At 61.1% G+C, this 15,650-nt stretch carries 18 protein-coding genes and 1 riboswitch; of the genes, 4 read left to right on the forward strand and 14 right to left on the reverse strand.

Annotated features, from left to right (window positions below; genetic code table 11):
- Positions 1 to 6 precede the first annotated feature (6 nt).
- Positions 7 to 963: a 2,3,4,5-tetrahydropyridine-2,6-dicarboxylate N-succinyltransferase gene (gene dapD / locus RUH64_RS07950; RefSeq protein ID WP_313812672.1), complete on the forward strand. Its 957-nt coding sequence runs from the start codon at positions 7 to 9 to the stop codon at positions 961 to 963.
- Positions 964 to 1,027: 64 nt separating this feature from the next.
- Here the strand turns inward: dapD and RUH64_RS07955 are convergent, their stop codons facing one another.
- The 4 genes from RUH64_RS07955 to fdxA all read right to left on the reverse strand — a co-directional run bounded on the left by RUH64_RS07955 (position 1,028) and on the right by fdxA (position 4,609).
- Positions 1,028 to 1,597 (reverse strand): hypothetical protein, encoded by a 570-nt coding sequence (locus tag RUH64_RS07955; RefSeq protein ID WP_313812674.1) that lies wholly within the window; start codon positions 1,595 to 1,597, stop codon positions 1,028 to 1,030.
- Between the two features lie 182 nt (positions 1,598 to 1,779).
- On the reverse strand, positions 1,780 to 3,060 hold the full coding sequence (locus RUH64_RS07960) for a citrate synthase (RefSeq protein WP_313812676.1): 1,281 nt from the start codon (positions 3,058 to 3,060) through the stop codon (positions 1,780 to 1,782).
- Positions 3,061 to 3,158: 98 nt separating this feature from the next.
- Positions 3,159 to 4,274, reverse strand: a complete 1,116-nt coding sequence (dapC, locus tag RUH64_RS07965; protein WP_313812677.1) for a succinyldiaminopimelate transaminase — start codon at positions 4,272 to 4,274, stop codon at positions 3,159 to 3,161.
- An 11-nt stretch (positions 4,275 to 4,285) separates the two neighbouring features.
- Positions 4,286 to 4,609, reverse strand: coding sequence for a ferredoxin (gene fdxA / locus RUH64_RS07970; RefSeq protein WP_313812678.1), 324 nt, complete (start codon positions 4,607 to 4,609; stop codon positions 4,286 to 4,288).
- Between the two features lie 212 nt (positions 4,610 to 4,821).
- Here fdxA and RUH64_RS07975 point away from each other — a divergent pair, with 212 nt between their 5' ends.
- Positions 4,822 to 5,076, forward strand: a complete 255-nt coding sequence (locus tag RUH64_RS07975) for an acetyltransferase (RefSeq protein WP_313812679.1) — start codon at positions 4,822 to 4,824, stop codon at positions 5,074 to 5,076.
- Positions 5,077 to 5,165: 89 nt separating this feature from the next.
- On the forward strand, positions 5,166 to 5,684 hold the full coding sequence (locus tag RUH64_RS07980; protein WP_313812680.1) for a helix-turn-helix domain-containing protein: 519 nt from the start codon (positions 5,166 to 5,168) through the stop codon (positions 5,682 to 5,684).
- A 43-nt stretch (positions 5,685 to 5,727) separates the two neighbouring features.
- Here the strand turns inward: RUH64_RS07980 and RUH64_RS07985 are convergent, their stop codons facing one another.
- From RUH64_RS07985 to thiO, 7 genes are all read right to left on the reverse strand, one after another.
- Positions 5,728 to 6,162, reverse strand: coding sequence for a hypothetical protein (locus tag RUH64_RS07985; protein ID WP_313812681.1), 435 nt, complete (start codon positions 6,160 to 6,162; stop codon positions 5,728 to 5,730).
- Positions 6,143 to 8,050, reverse strand: a complete 1,908-nt coding sequence (gene typA / locus RUH64_RS07990) for a translational GTPase TypA (protein ID WP_313812683.1) — start codon at positions 8,048 to 8,050, stop codon at positions 6,143 to 6,145. Before typA ends, RUH64_RS07985 begins: the two co-directional genes overlap by 20 nt.
- Before the next feature lie 154 nt (positions 8,051 to 8,204).
- On the reverse strand, positions 8,205 to 8,738 hold the full coding sequence (locus RUH64_RS07995; protein WP_313812685.1) for a GNAT family N-acetyltransferase: 534 nt from the start codon (positions 8,736 to 8,738) through the stop codon (positions 8,205 to 8,207).
- A gap of 4 nt (positions 8,739 to 8,742) precedes the next feature.
- Positions 8,743 to 9,885, reverse strand: coding sequence for a ThiF family adenylyltransferase (locus tag RUH64_RS08000; protein ID WP_313812686.1), 1,143 nt, complete (start codon positions 9,883 to 9,885; stop codon positions 8,743 to 8,745).
- On the reverse strand, positions 9,882 to 10,709 hold the full coding sequence (locus RUH64_RS08005) for a thiazole synthase (protein ID WP_313812687.1): 828 nt from the start codon (positions 10,707 to 10,709) through the stop codon (positions 9,882 to 9,884). Before RUH64_RS08005 ends, RUH64_RS08000 begins: the two co-directional genes overlap by 4 nt.
- 1 nt (position 10,710) lies before the next feature.
- The gene (thiS, locus tag RUH64_RS08010) at positions 10,711 to 10,956 is read right to left on the reverse strand and encodes a sulfur carrier protein ThiS (protein ID WP_313812689.1); all 246 of its coding nucleotides are present in this window, start codon (positions 10,954 to 10,956) and stop codon (positions 10,711 to 10,713) included.
- Positions 10,953 to 12,098 (reverse strand): glycine oxidase ThiO, encoded by a 1,146-nt coding sequence (gene thiO, locus RUH64_RS08015; protein WP_313812690.1) that lies wholly within the window; start codon positions 12,096 to 12,098, stop codon positions 10,953 to 10,955. The genes thiS and thiO overlap by 4 nt, the downstream gene beginning before the upstream one ends.
- Positions 12,093 to 12,197: riboswitch (TPP riboswitch) on the reverse strand. It overlaps the preceding gene by 6 nt.
- Positions 12,198 to 12,278: 81 nt before the next feature.
- On the opposite strand from thiO, the gene RUH64_RS08020 reads away from it, so the two are divergent.
- On the forward strand, positions 12,279 to 13,244 hold the full coding sequence (locus RUH64_RS08020; protein ID WP_313812691.1) for a GNAT family N-acetyltransferase: 966 nt from the start codon (positions 12,279 to 12,281) through the stop codon (positions 13,242 to 13,244).
- Positions 13,245 to 13,338: 94 nt separating this feature from the next.
- Here RUH64_RS08020 and RUH64_RS08025 read toward each other — a convergent pair whose 3' ends face one another.
- The 3 genes from RUH64_RS08025 to RUH64_RS08035 all read right to left on the reverse strand — a co-directional run bounded on the left by RUH64_RS08025 (position 13,339) and on the right by RUH64_RS08035 (position 15,649).
- Entirely contained in the window at positions 13,339 to 14,562 is a 1,224-nt protein-coding gene (locus RUH64_RS08025) for a mechanosensitive ion channel (RefSeq protein ID WP_313812692.1), read from the reverse strand.
- A gap of 186 nt (positions 14,563 to 14,748) precedes the next feature.
- Positions 14,749 to 15,180, reverse strand: a complete 432-nt coding sequence (locus RUH64_RS08030; protein ID WP_313812693.1) for an OsmC family protein — start codon at positions 15,178 to 15,180, stop codon at positions 14,749 to 14,751.
- Between the two features lie 4 nt (positions 15,181 to 15,184).
- Entirely contained in the window at positions 15,185 to 15,649 is a 465-nt protein-coding gene (locus tag RUH64_RS08035) for a GNAT family N-acetyltransferase (protein WP_313812694.1), read from the reverse strand.
- Between the last annotated feature and the right edge of the window lies 1 nt (position 15,650).

The following is a 15,650-nucleotide window of genomic DNA, read 5'->3' on the forward strand; positions in this document are numbered from 1 at the left end:
CAGTGTATGACTTCAGAAACTGTGACAGCATCTAGTGACTCATCTGTACGTTTGGCTTCCGGTCACGGGCTTGCCACAATCGCCTCCGACGGCACCGTACTCGACGTGTGGTACCCGGCCCCGGTGCTGGGTGAATTGACCGAGCATTCGGAGGTTGCAGCGGAACTGTCGGCAGCAGCTGCCGATGACGACGCTCGTGGAACCACCCAGAAGCTGGTATCCCTCACCATCAACCTCGATGTTGCGCCGGCCGACACCGCCGATGTGTGGCTGCGCCTGCACCTGCTCTCCCACCGTTTGGTCAAGCCAAATAGCATCAACCTCGACGGTATCTTCGGCCACCTGGCGAACGTGGTGTGGACGAACTTCGGTCCTTGCCATGTCGAAAACTTCGAGCTCACCCGACTCAAGCTGCGTGCCCGCGGCAACGTCGATGTCTTCGGTGTCGACAAGTTCCCGCGCATGGTCGATTATGTGCTGCCTTCCGGCGTGCGCATCGCCGACGCCGACCGCGTCCGCCTGGGTGCCCACCTGGCCGAGGGCACGACCGTCATGCACGAAGGCTTCGTCAACTTCAACGCCGGAACCCTGGGCACCTCCATGGTTGAGGGCCGCATTTCGGCTTCGGTAGTTGTGGGCAACGGCTCCGACGTTGGCGGCGGTGCATCGATTATGGGCACCCTCTCGGGCGGCGGCAAGGAGCGCATCGTCATCGGTGAGCGCGTCCTGCTCGGCGCCAATGCCGGTGTCGGAATCTCCATCGGTGACGATTCAGTGGTGGAAGCTGGCCTCTATGTCACCGCCGGCACGCGCGTGAGCGTTGACGGCAAGCTGGTCAAGGCTCTAGACCTTTCGGGTGTACCGAACCTGCTCTTCCGCCGTAATTCGGTGACCGGTGCAGTGGAGGCATTGCCCCGTGCAGGCCAGACAGTTGAGCTGAACAGCGCGCTGCACGCCAACTAGTCGCAACTTTTCATCGAGAATGCCGGGGAACTTTTCAGTTCTCCGGCATTTGTCTGCTCATCGACTATTCGGGAAAGATGATCGTCACCATGGGCTGTATGAAACCCTGGAATGACTTCGAATCCCTCAACAAAGAGGAACTTGCAAGGATGGTGGCCCCGCCGGTCAGCCAGGCTCGCGGCTCCTTAAGCGGAACGTCGATAATGTGAATCTGTTTTTGTTCTACCTCTGAGGCGTGTTCCACGCCTCGTTCAATGAGGATCTGTTCAATCTCATCCATTCGTTTTGGAATGTAACTGTTACTGTTCGTCTCAAATTCCTGTGCGTGCTGCTGGGCGAATAATGTTGTCTGCCCGTAGTGGGAACGTGCCAACCTCGCCAATTCTGGATACCCCTCGTTCTCCAACCAGTCAAGCAGTTCGGTGCCTGTAGCTGGCGATGTCGGGGTGCGGCCGACGGCGAGCGAATCCCACCAAGAACTCCATTCTTGTTTGATCTGTCCATGGGCCAGATGCGGGCTTGTTCTTTCCTTGACCTCTGAAGCCAATTTGGAGTTAGGGCCCAACTCCGCAGGATTCACCCCCGCTAGCTCCCGCAAGTACAAGGCCATGAGCAAATGCGGATCTGTATACATGGTCAACGACCAATTAGTGCCACGACGAAAATACATCCAAACCACCTGACTCGCCGGAGGGTCTACATCGGCCCTCTAATCCTTAGGATACGCCTGATTCAGGGTTAAAACAGCGTTGGGCGGGGAACCCACTTTCGTGGATTCCCCGCCCAATCACAAGGATTCTTACAACTCGACCAAACTTAGACGCCCGGGTAGTTGCGTGCGGATTCGCCCATGTACAACTGACGCGGGCGGCCGATCTTGGTTTCCGGATCCGAGATCATTTCGCGCCACTGCGCGATCCAACCTGGCAGGCGGCCGATCGCGAACAGCACGGTGAACATCTTCTCCGGGAAGCCCATCGCGGTGTAGATCAGACCGGTGTAGAAGTCCACGTTGGGGTAGAGCTTGCGCGAAATGAAGTAATCATCGCTCAAGGCCTTCTCTTCCAGGCTCATCGCAATGTCCAGCAGTTCGTTGTTGCCCTGCTTGGCCAACAGATCGTGTGCGGTCTTCTTGATGATCTTTGCGCGAGGATCGTAGTTCTTATAGACGCGGTGGCCGAAGCCCATCAGGCGTACGCCGTCTTCCTTGTTCTTGACCTTCTCCATGTACGCATCTGGAGAAATGCCCGATGCCTTGATCTCGCGCAGCATCTTCAGCACAGCTTCGTTGGCTCCGCCGTGGGCAGGGCCCGAGAGTGCGTGGATGCCGGCGGACACCGACGCGAACAGGTTGGCGTCCGAGGAGCCAACTAGTCGAACGGTGGAGGTCGAGCAGTTCTGCTCGTGGTCAGCATGCAGGATCAGCAGCAGGTCAAGCGCCTTGACCATTTCCGGGTCCAGCTCATAAGGCTCCGCAGCGGTGCCGAAGCATAGGCGCAGGAAGTTCTCCACCATGTTCATGGAGTTGTCCGGGTAGAGCAAAGCCTGGCCGATGGACTTCTTGTGAGCGTAGGCGGCTAGTACCGGAAGCTTGGCCAGCAGGCGCAGTGTGGAGCGTTCCACCTGGGCGCTGTCCTTTGGATCCAGCGAATCTTGGTACCAGGTCGACAGGGCCGAAACTGCCGAAGACAGTACCGGCATCGGGTGGGCGTCGCGAGGGAAGCCGCCGAAGAAGCTCTTCAGCTCTTCGTGCAGCAAGGTGTGGCGGCGCAGCGAGTTGTCGAACTCGGTCAGTTGACCTGGGGTCGGCAGTTCACCGTTGATCAACAGGTAAGTGACCTCGGTGAAGTTCGAGTGCTCTGCCAGCTGCTCGATGGGGTATCCGCGGTAGCGCAGGATGCCAGCGTCGCCGTCGATGTAAGTGATCGCAGACTTGGTAGCTGCGGTGTTCATGAAGCCTGGGTCGTAGGTAACATTCCCGGTGGTCTTCAAAAGTGGCGCTACGTTGAAACCGTTGTTGCCTTCAGCTGCCGGAATGACCGGCAGTTCAAGGTTAGATTCACCAAAATGTAGCTGTGCAGACGTTGTGTCTGTCATTGCATCTCCTAACCGGAAAGCGTGTAGTTCCGAAAGGTCAGTCGTCACCGTAGAACATACCGCGCTTTTGCCCTTTTCTGCCAATCAGCGTGTCATCTTCAGAGGTTGACGGAAGAATTCAACCGTTCAACGGCCGCAGCTATCCTTTCGTCGCTCGCGGTCAGCGCCACCCTGACATGCTGCTCCCCCGCGGTGCCGTAAAAGACGCCGGGACCTGCAACTATTCCGAGCCCTGCAAGTCGCTGGATGGTGGTGAAGCTCGGCTGGTTCTCGGTGCACCACAGGTACAGGCCCGCGACAGAGTCCTCAATGGTTAGACCGAAATTCTGGAGGGCCGGGCGCAGCGCTTCACGGCGTGCCCGATAAATCTCATACTGGGTGGTGACGTGTTCGTCATCGTTCAGCGCCACGACCATCGCGTGTTGGATGGGGCCGGGGACAATCATGCCTGCGTGCTTGCGGCTGTTGACCAGTGTCGGCATGAGATTTGGTGCACCTGCGACGAAGGCGGCGCGGTAGCCGGCAAGGTTCGACTGCTTTGAGAGCGAGTACAGCGCAAAGAGGTTATCGAGATTTCCGCCGTTGACCCGTGGGTCGAGAACGCTCGGGATCTGGGACTGATACTCGTCCCAGCCGAGTTCGGCATAGCATTCATCGGACGCGACCACGGCGCCAAGCTCGCGGGCGGTGTCAACGATCTGCCGCAGCTGCTCGACGCTGCGCACCTTGCCGGTGGGGTTGCCCGGGGAATTGACCCAGATGAGTTTGACCCTAGAGCGTTCTTCGTTGCTCAGGGTTTCCAGATCATCGGTCGCAATAGGGGTAGCACCAACCAGCTGGGCACCGATGTCATAGGTCGGGTAGGCGATGGTTGGCCGTACCACGATGTCCCCCGGTCCGATTCCGAGGAACAGCGGCAGCCAGGCCACCATTTCCTTGGAACCCACCGTGGGCATCACGTCTTCAAGGCCAAGGCCCGTCACATTGCGACGGCGGGCGAACCAGTCAACAATTGCCTGCCGCACTTCCTTGGTTCCCTGAGTGGTGGGGTAACCGTGAGAGTTGGCGGCCTGGAACAGAGCATCCTGGATGATCTGCGGAGTGTCATCGATCGGGGTGCCGATCGAGAGATCCACGACCCCTCCTGGGTGCTTTGCTGCAAGCTCGCGATAAGGTGCGAGCTGGTTCCAGGGGTAGTCGGGGAGCTCAAGCATGTGTAATAAACCTAGCCTTGGTTCTGAGGTGGCAAGGCAGCGACAAATGGGTGGTCGTTGCCGGTATTACCAATCTTAGCGGCGCCGCCGGGCGAACCAAGTTCGTCGAAAAATTCTACGTTGGCCTTGTAATAGTCAGCCCACTCATCTGGCACATCGTCTTCGTAGTAGATCGCTTCTACCGGGCACACCGGTTCGCAGGCACCGCAGTCAACGCACTCATCTGGGTGAATGTAGAGCGAACGGTCGCCTTCGTAGATGCAATCAACCGGGCATTCTTCGACGCACGCCTTGTCTTTCACGTCGACGCACGGCTGAGCGATGATGTAAGTCACGGGAGCTGCGACCTTTCCTTGCACATTGTGGTTTCAACTAAAGCCCGTTGGATCCCAATATGCTCATTGAATCCTTTACAAGCTCAAAGTACAGTCTAGTCCTGTTGCTAGGACTTCCAAGGTCCTTCATGACAGCTGTGACGTAACCGACCATTCACATTTCGATTATTGTCACTTCAGATGAATTCTTTTTACAGAAATATGACTAGGGCATGCTGAATTTCAATGATTTATCACCTGGTGACCGTATTGTTCTCCGCTTTCGCTTGAGCGAATCGACGTCGTCCGGTGCCACGCTCAGCGATGCCATCGGATATGTCGTCGAGGTGGCAGACGAAGATATCAGCGTGGAAACTCGACATGGAATTGTCAAGATTCAGCGCTCGTTGATCACCCATGCCAAGCGCGTGCCGCCGGCTCCCCCGCGGCGTGGCTCGCGGCTGACGTCACAGTCGGACCAAGGGTAATCGCCCCGAAATATATTCGCTATCAATGAGTGTCCGACATGTGATTTGAAACTACCAATCACTGAGTGTTTTTCGCGTATGCTGGCACTATGCCAACCGATGAACTCGTTCAAGCCCGTGCACGCGCCCTCAGCTCGCCGCTGAGACTGCGAATTCTCCGCCTGTGCTTGCATGAGTCACGGACCAATAAGGAAATTGCGGATATTCTCGACCTAAATCCCGCCACTTCCCTGCATCATGTGCGCACCTTGGTCAACAGCGGTTTTCTCGAAGCCGAAGAGCCGCGCCGCGGCAATCGGGGCGCCAAAGAAGTTCCCTACCGCAGCACAAAACTCTCTTGGGGTACCCGCATTCCCGATGCTGCCCCCATGCTGGTGGATACATTCCTGCAGGAAATCGATGGGCTGGCGCCGCAGGAAATGCAAATCGTCCGAGTCGGGCTCAAGCTCAGCGAGGCATCGCAGAAGGAAATGATGGGGCGCCTGCGCGAGGTCATCGAAGATTACGCAATGCGCGATCCCGAGGAGAACGGGGTGCCGACCTCGTTGTTCCTTGCCCACCACCTCGACCTGACGGGCAACGACCGCCAGGAAGAACAAAGCGAATAACCAAAAAATATGGTGTCCTTCGGTTTGAAGGACACCATATTTTTTATGCTTTGCGGTTTCTGCGTCGCATTACGCGCAGTGCAGTGACCAGCGCGATCACCGCAGGAACAACCATTCCGTACATCCATAGCAGGGATGCAAGGGTGGGTCCCGGCAGGTACTGGAAGTACGCCGGGCTGAGAATCAGCTGGTCATACCCGAGGTAGGAGATCACTCCGACCGTAACGTAGCAGCCGATGAAGGCGATGGCTCCGGACCAGATCTTCCCTGAGGAGATCGCCGCCCAGTACACCAGCAGTCCCAGCAACAGCCATGCCACGGCAACGCCCCAAATAATCGGAACGTCGCCGATGTAGAACAGCGATGCGTGAATGCTGGTGCCGAAAAGTCCCGCCGCCAAGGCGGCAACCACACCGCGCAATACTGCGCCGAGGTTGCCGCCCTGAGAAGTTCGCTGATTAGGCGCGGGCGCGGGCACGGGTTGCCTTGGCGCGGTCGTTCGCGTTCAGCAGCACCTTGCGGATGCGGATAGCCTCCGGGGTGACCTCAACGCACTCGTCTTCGCGCGCGAATTCGAGGGACTCTTCGAGGGTCAGGGTCTGCGGTGGGGTCAGGTTCTCGAAGCTATCCGAGGAAGCAGCACGCATGTTGGTGAGCTTCTTTTCCTTGGTGATGTTCACGTCCATGTCATCTGCACGCGAGTTCTCGCCGACGATCATGCCCTCGTAGACCTCTTCGGTGGGCTTCACGAAGAAGCTCATGCGCTCCTGCAGGTTGATCATCGCGAATGGGGTGACGACGCCTGCGCGGTCGGCAACGATCGAACCGTTGATGCGGTATTCGATCGGGCCGGCCCATGGCTCGTAGCCTTCGGCCAGCGAAGCGGCAATGCCGGCGCCACGGGTTTCGGTCATGAAGCGGGTGCGGAAACCGATCAGGCCGCGGGCGGGAACCATGAATTCCATGCGAACCCAGCCGGTGCCGTGGTTTGCCATGTTGGTCATGCGGCCCTTGCGCGATGCCATCAGCTGGGTGATGGCGCCCAGGTACTCGTCAGGCACGTCGATGGTCATATGCTCCATTGGCTCATGCACCTTGCCGTCGACCATCTTGGTCACAACCTGCGGCTTGCCCACGGTCAGCTCGAAGCCTTCGCGGCGCATCTGCTCAACGAGGATCGCCAGGGCCAGTTCGCCACGGCCCTGAACCTCCCAGGCGTCGGGACGCTCGGTTGGCAGCACGTTCAGCGACACGTTGCCGATCAGTTCCTTGTCAAGGCGGTCCTTGACCTGGCGTGCGGTGACCTTGGCGCCCTTGACCTTGCCTGCCAGCGGCGAGGTGTTGATACCAATGGTCATGGAGATTGCCGGTGGGTCAACGGTGATCAGCGGCAGCGGCTTCGGGTTCTCCAAGTCGGTGAGGGTTTCACCGATCATGATGTCTTCGATGCCTGCAACTGCGACGATCTCGCCCGCGCCCGCTTCTTCAGCTGGAACGCGCTGCAGACCCTTGGTGGCCAGCAGTTCGGTGATCTTGACCTGCTTCAGGGTGCCGTCCTGGCGGGCCCAGGCAACCTGCTGGCCCTTGCGCAGGGTGCCGTTGAAGATGCGCAGCAGCGCCAGACGGCCGAGGAATGGCGATGCGTCGAGGTTGGTCACGTGGGCCTGCAGAACTTCACCCTCGGTGAAGGTCGGGGCTGGGACGTGCTTGATGATGGTTTCGAACAGCGGCTCGAGGTCTTCGTTGTCCGGCAGCTGGCCGTCGCCTGGCTGGTTCATCGAAGCGTAGCCGGCCTTGCCCGAGGCGAAGACGACAGGAACGTTCAAGATGGCGTCCAGGTCCAGATCTGGTGCTTCATCGGCCAGGTCGGAGGCCAAGCCCAGGAGCAGGTCCATGGAATCGGAGATAACCCCGTCGATGCGGGCATCGGCGCGGTCGGTCTTGTTGACAACGATGATCACCGGCAGGTTGGCAGCCAGCGCCTTGCGCAGCACGAAGCGGGTCTGCGGTAGCGGGCCCTCGGAGGCGTCGACCAGCAGGACAACACCGTCGACCATCGACAGGCCGCGCTCGACCTCGCCGCCGAAGTCAGCGTGGCCTGGGGTGTCGATGACGTTGATGGTCATCTTCTTGCCGTTGGCTGCTGGACCTTCGTAGAACACGGTGGTGTTCTTGGCCAGGATGGTGATGCCCTTTTCGCGTTCCAGCTCGCCGGAGTCCATCACGCGGTCTTCGGTTTCACCGTGGCTGTCGAAAGCGCCGGTCTGCTGAAGCATTGCGTTGACCAGGGTGGTCTTGCCGTGGTCAACGTGCGCAACGATGGCTACGTTGCGCAGTTCGTCGCGGCTCGTGATGTTATCTGACATGCGTGAAGGCTCACTTCTGCTCGAGTTAAGGGTCTACGGAGTCGGGGCCGATCACGACCCAACGTTCTATTTTACGCCCTATGGAATGTACAACTGTTGATCTGTGGCAAAACATACAGAAAAAAGCATCTGTAAGTCCGGTGAACGCGCGAAATTAGCTGGTGGGAACCCAGAATCTCAGTTCTTCGACGCCCTCGGCGTTTCGCACCGACGGCAGCCGCGGGTCGAGGACTCCCCCGCAGCCCAGGATGGTTGCTTTCGACCCTTCATTATCAGCATGGCAGGTGATCAGCGCCTTGGCCACCCCGGCGGCCGCGAGCTCTTGCAGGCCGTAGCGGCACAGCGCCGAGGCGACGCCCCTGCGGCGGGAATCGGGCAGCACCCCGTAGCCGATGTGCCCTCCCACATGCTCAAGGGATTCGTTCAGTTCGTAGCGCACCGATACCCGGCCGAGAATATAACCGTGTTCTACGGCGACGAAGAAGCCGGTGCGCACCCAGCCGTCGGGCAGGTGTTCCCCGCGGCGCCAGGAGGACATCCGGCAGGTGTAGTCTTCCCAGCTTTCTCCGTTGCTCGTCCAGAACAAGAACTGGAAGTCCTCTTCCAGCATTTCTTGGTGTGCATCCAGCGCCTGCTGTTCGTCGGCGCTGTTTAGTTCGCGGAATTCAAGGTCCTCGTGGCGGATCATCTCCCTAGTATGTCAGCTGCTCGCCGCGAATCTCGCCGTACCAGCTGACGGTGCCGCCCTCCAGGTTCAGCACCTTCACGCTGGAGTCGGCCCGAGCCAAGACCGCGGCGGCCTTCAACGAACGGACTCCTGACTTGCAGGCGATGACCACCTTGCCCGGCGCAGGCTCCCCGATCGCCGCCCAGCTCTGCTCCAGCACCCGCTGCAGCGGAACGTGGATGCTGCCCGGGATGGCTGCCAGGGCCCGTTCCCAGTCTTCGCGCACATCGAGCACCAGCACCTCGGCTGATTCGCGCAGCGCTTCGAGCTGCACCGCGTCGATCTGCTCGATGACAGGGCCCACCGCGCAGGACACCGGCTGGTAGTCGCCCAGCTCGGTGACCGGCTCTCGCTGCGGGTCGCGCTCAAAGCCGAGCGTACGCGCGGTGGCATTCAGCGCATCGTAAAGCCAGAGCCGTCCCGAGAGCGTCTGCCCCACCCCGGTGATCAGCTTCAGCGCCTCGGTGGCCATGAGCGATCCGACCACACCGCACAGGGCGCCGAAGACCCCGCCCTCGGCGCAGCTTGGCACCGAGTCGGCATCCGGGATGTCCGGGAACAGGTCGCGCAGCATCGGGCCGGTGCGCGGATCGAAGACCGAGACCTGGCCGGAGAATTGGAAGAGCGTGCCCCATACCAGCGGGGTGCCGGTGATTTCCGCTGCATCGTTGGACAGGTAGCGGGTGGCGAAGTTGTCGCTGCCGTCGATCACCAGGTCGTACCCGGAGAACAGCTGCACCGCGTTCTGCGCGGACAGCCGCTGGTTGATGGCGATGACCTGCACCGAGTCGTTCAGGTCGGCGGCGAGTCGGGTCACCGAGTCGACCTTGCGCGCCCCGACGTCGCGCTGCCGGTGCATGCTCTGGCGCTGCAGATTCGAGAGTTCCACGGTGTCGTCGTCCATCACCGCGAGCGTTCCCACGCCGGCAGCCACCAGGTAGTTGGCGATGGGGCTGCCCAGCCCTCCGGCGCCGATGACAAGCACCTTGGCGTTGGCGATGCGGCGCTGGCCGCTGGGACCGACCCCGGGCAGCGTCAGGTGCCGGGAGTAGCGGGCCAGCTGGGCGCCGGTCAGCTCCGCCCCGGGTTCAACCAGCGGGGTGCTCATGAGAAGTCACCCACCAGCGTCTTCATGAGCCCTTCGCTCGGGGAGGAGGCCAGGGCCATGTCGCGTACCGGGATGCGCCCGGCCAGACGGGCGGCGCGGCCTGCACGCACCGCGTCGCGCATGGCAGCGGCCATTAACGGTGCGTTGTGGGCGCGGGTCACGGCGCTGGCAAGCAGCACCGCATCGCAGCCGAGTTCCATGGCCTTGGCGGCGTCGGAGGCGGTGCCCACCCCGGCGTCGAGGATCACCGGCACCGTGGCGCGCGAGACGATGGTGGCGATGTTGTGCGGGTTCAGGATGCCCATCCCTGAGCCGATCGGCGCACCGGCCGGCATGACGGCGGCGACCCCGGCGTCCTGCAGCCGCAGCGCCAGCGCCGGATCGTCATTGGTGTAGGCGAAGACCTCGAAACCGTCGGCCACCAGCTGCTCGGCGGCGGCGAACAGCTCCAACGGGTCCGGCAGCAGGGTGTGCTCGTCGGCGATGACCTCAAGCTTGACCCAGTTGGTTTCCAGCGCCTCGCGGGCAAGCTGCGCGGTGAGCACCGCGTCGCGGGCGGTGAAGCAGCCGGCGGTGTTCGGCAGCGGGGCGACGTTGTTGCGCGCCAGCAATTCGTAGACGCTGCCCCCGGTGGATGCTGCCCCGGCGCCGAAGTGGCGGATGGAAACGGTGGTCAGTTCCGTACCGGAGCCGACCAGCGCGGTTTCTAGGGTTGCCAGCGAGGTGGCCCCGCCGGTGCCGAGGATCAGGCGGGAGCCGAAGCTGCGCCCTGCCACCTCGAACGGGTCGTTGGCGGCGGACAGTTCGTGGATGGTGTCGCTCATATTAGCCTCCCTGGGCTGCGGTGACGAGTTCAATGCTGCAGCCCTCGGCCAGTTCCTTGGCCGCCCAGCCGCTGCGCGGTACGACGGCCCCGTTGACCGCGGCGGCGATGCCCAGCTTGCTGCCGTCGGCCGCCTGGCCCGCATCGTTCAGTTCCTTGCCGATGTGCCCGGCGATGATCTGGCGCAGCGTGGTGCCCTCGGGCACCTGCGTGGGCTGCGAGTTGAAGTTGATTGCGATGGTGTTCATCGGTGCATCTCCAGAAAGGTTGGTGTCGATGGTTCGTTCTCGGTGCCCGGTGCGGTGAACCGCGCGGGATCCACCGCCCTGGCGTGGGCTGCATTGTGGTCGGCGTTCTGCACCAGGTCTGCGGTGAGCGCGGATCCGAAGGGGGCCAGCAGTACTCCGTGGCGGGAGTAGCCGGTGGAGAGCACCAGCCCCTCGTCCACCCGTCCGATCAGCGGACGGTCATCGGGGGTGCCGGGCCGAGCCCGGGCAATAACCTCATTGAGCGAGCAGTCCACGATGCCCGGGACCAGGCGCTTCGCGTTGTCCAACAGCTTGTGCATCTGGCCGATGTTGACCGCCGGGTTCTCGTCTTCGCGGCTGCTGGCCCCGAGCACGATGCTGCCGTCCCTGCGCGGCACCAGGTAGACCGGTTCGCGATGCACGATGCCACGGATGGTGTGGCTGATCAGCGGGAAACGGTCGGGCCCCTGCATGCGCAGGATGTCGCCGTAGACCGGGCGCAGCGGCAGCGCCGGTGCCCCGTGCACCTGTTGCAGCCCGGTGGCGAGCACGATCTGATCACCCTCGACGATGCGCCCGCTGCTGGTTTTCACCGCCCGGGTCGCACCGTTGCTGAAGATCAGTTCCTCGACTTCTTCGGCGATGATTCGATCGGCGAAGTAGCCTGCAAGGATTGCGGTGACCGAGCGCGGGTCGATCTGGTGGTCGTCCGCGCACAGCACGGCGCCGGAGATGTTGCTGGCTAGGGCCGGTTCCAGGCGGCGAGCGGCGCTGGGCAGCAGCACCTGTGCGCTGAACCCCAGGGAGTTCTGCAGCTGCACCAGATCGTGCAGGGCTTCTCGGTCTGCTGGTTCGGCGGCGACGACCAGAGTGGAGTTGCGGATGTAGTCCGGGCGCCGGCCGGTGTGCTCTTCGATGCGCTGCACGAACTGCGGGTAGCGTTCGTTGGAGGTGCCGAGCAGCTCGTGGAGCGCTCCCTGGCCCCAGGTGGTTTCCGCGGCGGGGGCGAGCATGCCAGCGGCGGCGCGGCTGGCGCCGTGGCCGCTGCCGGGATCAATCAGGGTGACTTCACACCCACGGGTGTCCAGTTCAAATGCTGTGGCTAGGCCGATGATTCCGGCCCCGACAATGACAACGTGCATCGAGCACATCCTTCCTACGGCGGCATGACCCGCATCAGGTGTGGCGGTCGGCTCGGTGCCCTCTCAGCCTGGTCTCTTCAGGCTCCCGCGGAGGTTCAAGCGATTATAGGCATGAGCTGCGGCACAAAAGCCAGCCGAGGCGCTTTTACCGCGTCATCTTTGGTGTAGTAGGTTGCTGACATGGAGAAAAGCACCATCGCAGGAGATTTGTCGCCCAGCTCCGAGCTGGGGCTGTTAATCATCGAGCATGAGCAGCGGCTGCTGCGCACCCAGACGCGCGCGAACAGCACCGAGCTTGAGTTGCTGCTCCACGAGCGATTTGAAGAAATCGGCAAGTCGGGCAGGCACTTTGACAGGCAACAGATCATCGAAGCCCTCGCCCTCGATCCGGTGATTGATTCAGGCGATAAGTCGCCCCATCCGGGATTGGCCGATCCCCGGTTGCTGCAGTTAAGCGAGTCCTGGGTCCTGTTGCGTTATCGACTGGTCACAGACCCTTCAACGCGCCGCTGCTCACTGTGGGTCAAGGAGTCGAATCGCTGGCAGCTCTACTTCCATCAAGGCACCACAAGCCCAGGTTTCCCGGCCCTCGCTGCCGCAGCTGCCGCTCCCGCTGCCTCCAGCCACGGCGCCTACTTGCGCCCACTGCATCCCAGCGACGCGCCGGCGCTCCTGGAGGCTTTTGACTCTGCGCCGGATATGCTGCGCCAGGGCGAGGTGACGACATTGGAACAAGCCCGTAGCTACGTGCAGCTGCTGCTCGCAGATTCCCCCGAGCAACTGCCCCTGGCCCTATGCATCGAGGGTCAGCTGGTGGGGCTGGTCTGCGCCCGGGTTGATCGCCGCAATAGGAATGCGTGGGTTTGGTACTGGCTGCATGCGGCGTTTCGCGGCCGCGGCCTGACCGTTCGGGCTGTCCGCGCTCTGGCAGCACTGCTCTTTGAACGCCAAGGCATCCAGCGCCTCGAACTGGGATTGCGGGCGAATAATCCGGCGTCGAAAAAGGTCGCGGAAGCTGCAGGATTCCTGCGCGAGGGGGTGGAGCGCGGAAAGTTCCTCATCGACGGCGAGCGCATTGACGTCTTGACCTATTCCCGCCTGGTTAATGATCCAGTCCCCGAGGGGGAGACGCTGAGGGTGATTTAGCCGGCGGCGCCCGAAAACACGACAATGGTGGGCGGCGGTTCCGAAGATCCCGCCGCCCACCATTGGGTCGAACTAGGTGTCCCTATTGATCTGGTTAGAGTCCAGTTGGTGGGGTTGGATTCGATCCGGCTGGCCCGTCAAAGGGCTGGGGGTCGTTGTCCAGTTTTTCCAGCGCCTTGGCCGCCGCGGAACGTCCGCCGAGGCCGAAGGCCAGTGCGGCTGCCAGTGCGGCACCGATGACTACCGCGCCGAAGGCCATGTTGATGATTGAGTCGGCAATGCCCATGTAGCTCAGGCCCATCGCAACGAACAGCGCGATGGCAGAGTAGCGGATGATCTTGGAGGCCAGCGTCTCGCCGAGGAATTTGCCGATGACGTTGGCCACGACGAAGCCTGCTGCGATGATTGCCGCGCCGAAGACGATCTTTCCGCCCAGCCCCAGGACCTCGTTGAGGATGTGGGTGATGGCAGGGAAGTTCAGCATGGACGCCGCCATCACACCGAAGAACAGGACAATGGCGATCTTGACGATGCCGACAATGATCCCCGAAGCGCTCTGGCCCTCGGGGACGATGCCCCATCCGTCAACCACCCGGTCGGTGCCCACCGAGTGCAGGGTGGACTCGAGCAGCTGCCCGACGAACTTGGCGATGAGGAAGCCCACGGCCAGCAGCGCCAGTGCGATGAGCACGTTCGGGATCGCGGTGAAGACTACCTGGAGCATCTGCTCGGCAGGCTGAGAAATCGCGGAGATGCCCAGCACCTGAAGGGCGGCAATGGCCACCACCAAGAGGATCAGTGCAAAGACGATGCTGGCGATGATGTCGACCGTCTTGTTTTGAACCTCCTGGGCCTTGACGGGGTCAGGTTCCTTGTCGCTGGGGGTGATCTTGTAGAACAGCGCACCAAAATTGACTGTGCCCAAACCGGTTTTCAGCAGCTGACGAACGATGTTCGCGATGACATAGCCGATGAAGAAGATGAAGCCGGCGCCGATGACATTCGGCAGGAATGACATCACTCCGGCCAGCATGCTCTGCACCGGTGTGAGCACCTCTGACAGCGCGAAGACCTGCAGGACTGCCACCAAGCCGAAGAGCCAAACGATCAGGCCGGCGACCTTGCCTAGGGATTGGCCGATCTGTTCTCCGTCGTTGCCCTGCTTCTGCAGGAATTTCACCCTTGAAACCAGCTTGGCAGCCGCCCAACGAACCAGTCGGGCAATGAGCCAGGTGATGAGGAGGATGATCAGCGCGATGACAATTTTCTGTAGCATCGACGCCCAATCGATATTGCCTAAAACGTTCTCAGACTGCATTGCTGCTCCTTTAACGTAGGGACAATTCCGACACTACGATGTGCATACGTAGCTGACTAGAGGTTAATTACCCCTTTCAGCCAACTGACAGTTTTTGCCACCAATGAATTTCTCGGCGTATGATTCCGCCAAAAAGGCAGGCACCGCCAGAGAATTCTCTGACGGTGCCTGCCTTTTACGGTGAGTCTATTTGTTGACTTCGCTGGTGACCTTGGCGCCAAGCTCCACGGTGCGAGAGACTGTGCAGTATTTGTCGTGCGAGAGCTTCACGATGCGCTCGACCATGCTTGCCGCCTTGCGGCCCTCTTCAGTGTCGGGGAATTTCAGGTCGAAGCCGAGGTGGATATCCTCCATGCGGCTGGCCCCGTCTTCGGTGAGCTTGTAACCGGAAGCGGCGACCTCGAACTTTTCCGGTTCGCTCTTGCGCGTGGTGGCAACGTCAACGTCGATGGACGAGCAGCCGGCAATTGCTGCCAACAGGAGTTCTACCGGAGAAAGCAGACCTTCGCCCTGTCCGAATTCAATGCTTGCACCACTGTCGAGGCTGGTAGCCAGGTATTTGCGGGATTCGGTGCGCTCGACTTTAACTTCGCGCAGTGCGCGGGTATTTTCACTCATGAATCTATCGTGCCACGTCGCGGGCGCCGCTTGGTACGTGCCGCAGATCGATGCGGACCGGGTCTCTGCCTGGGTCCTTGGCAGGGTCTTTCTCAAATCCGTGGTCGGTGAAGAACTCAAGTGTTTCTCGGCTTTGTCCATTGATTTGTACGCACAGACCCGGCGCCAGTTCGAGCATGTCCTTCAAAAGCCTGCTGCCGATGCCCTGGTGCCTGTCATGGTGGACCACCCATAACAGCTGGATCCTTTCGGGGCTAAAGGCAGAGAATCCGACGATCCGGTCGCCTATTTCAGCGATGCGGACACGGACCTGCAGTGTGTACACGGCTTCCAGCGCGGCAGCCACCGCGTCGATATCTGCAGCCGAGAGAAGGTCCCGGCCACCTTCCACCGAATTTCTCCAGACATCCAAGAGTTCCGGAACCTCATCAATGCTGCTCCAGTCGCGAAGAACAAGCAGATCTTCCATT

The organism is Glutamicibacter sp. (assembly GCF_032154645.1).
GTDB lineage: Bacteria > Actinomycetota > Actinomycetes > Actinomycetales > Micrococcaceae > Glutamicibacter.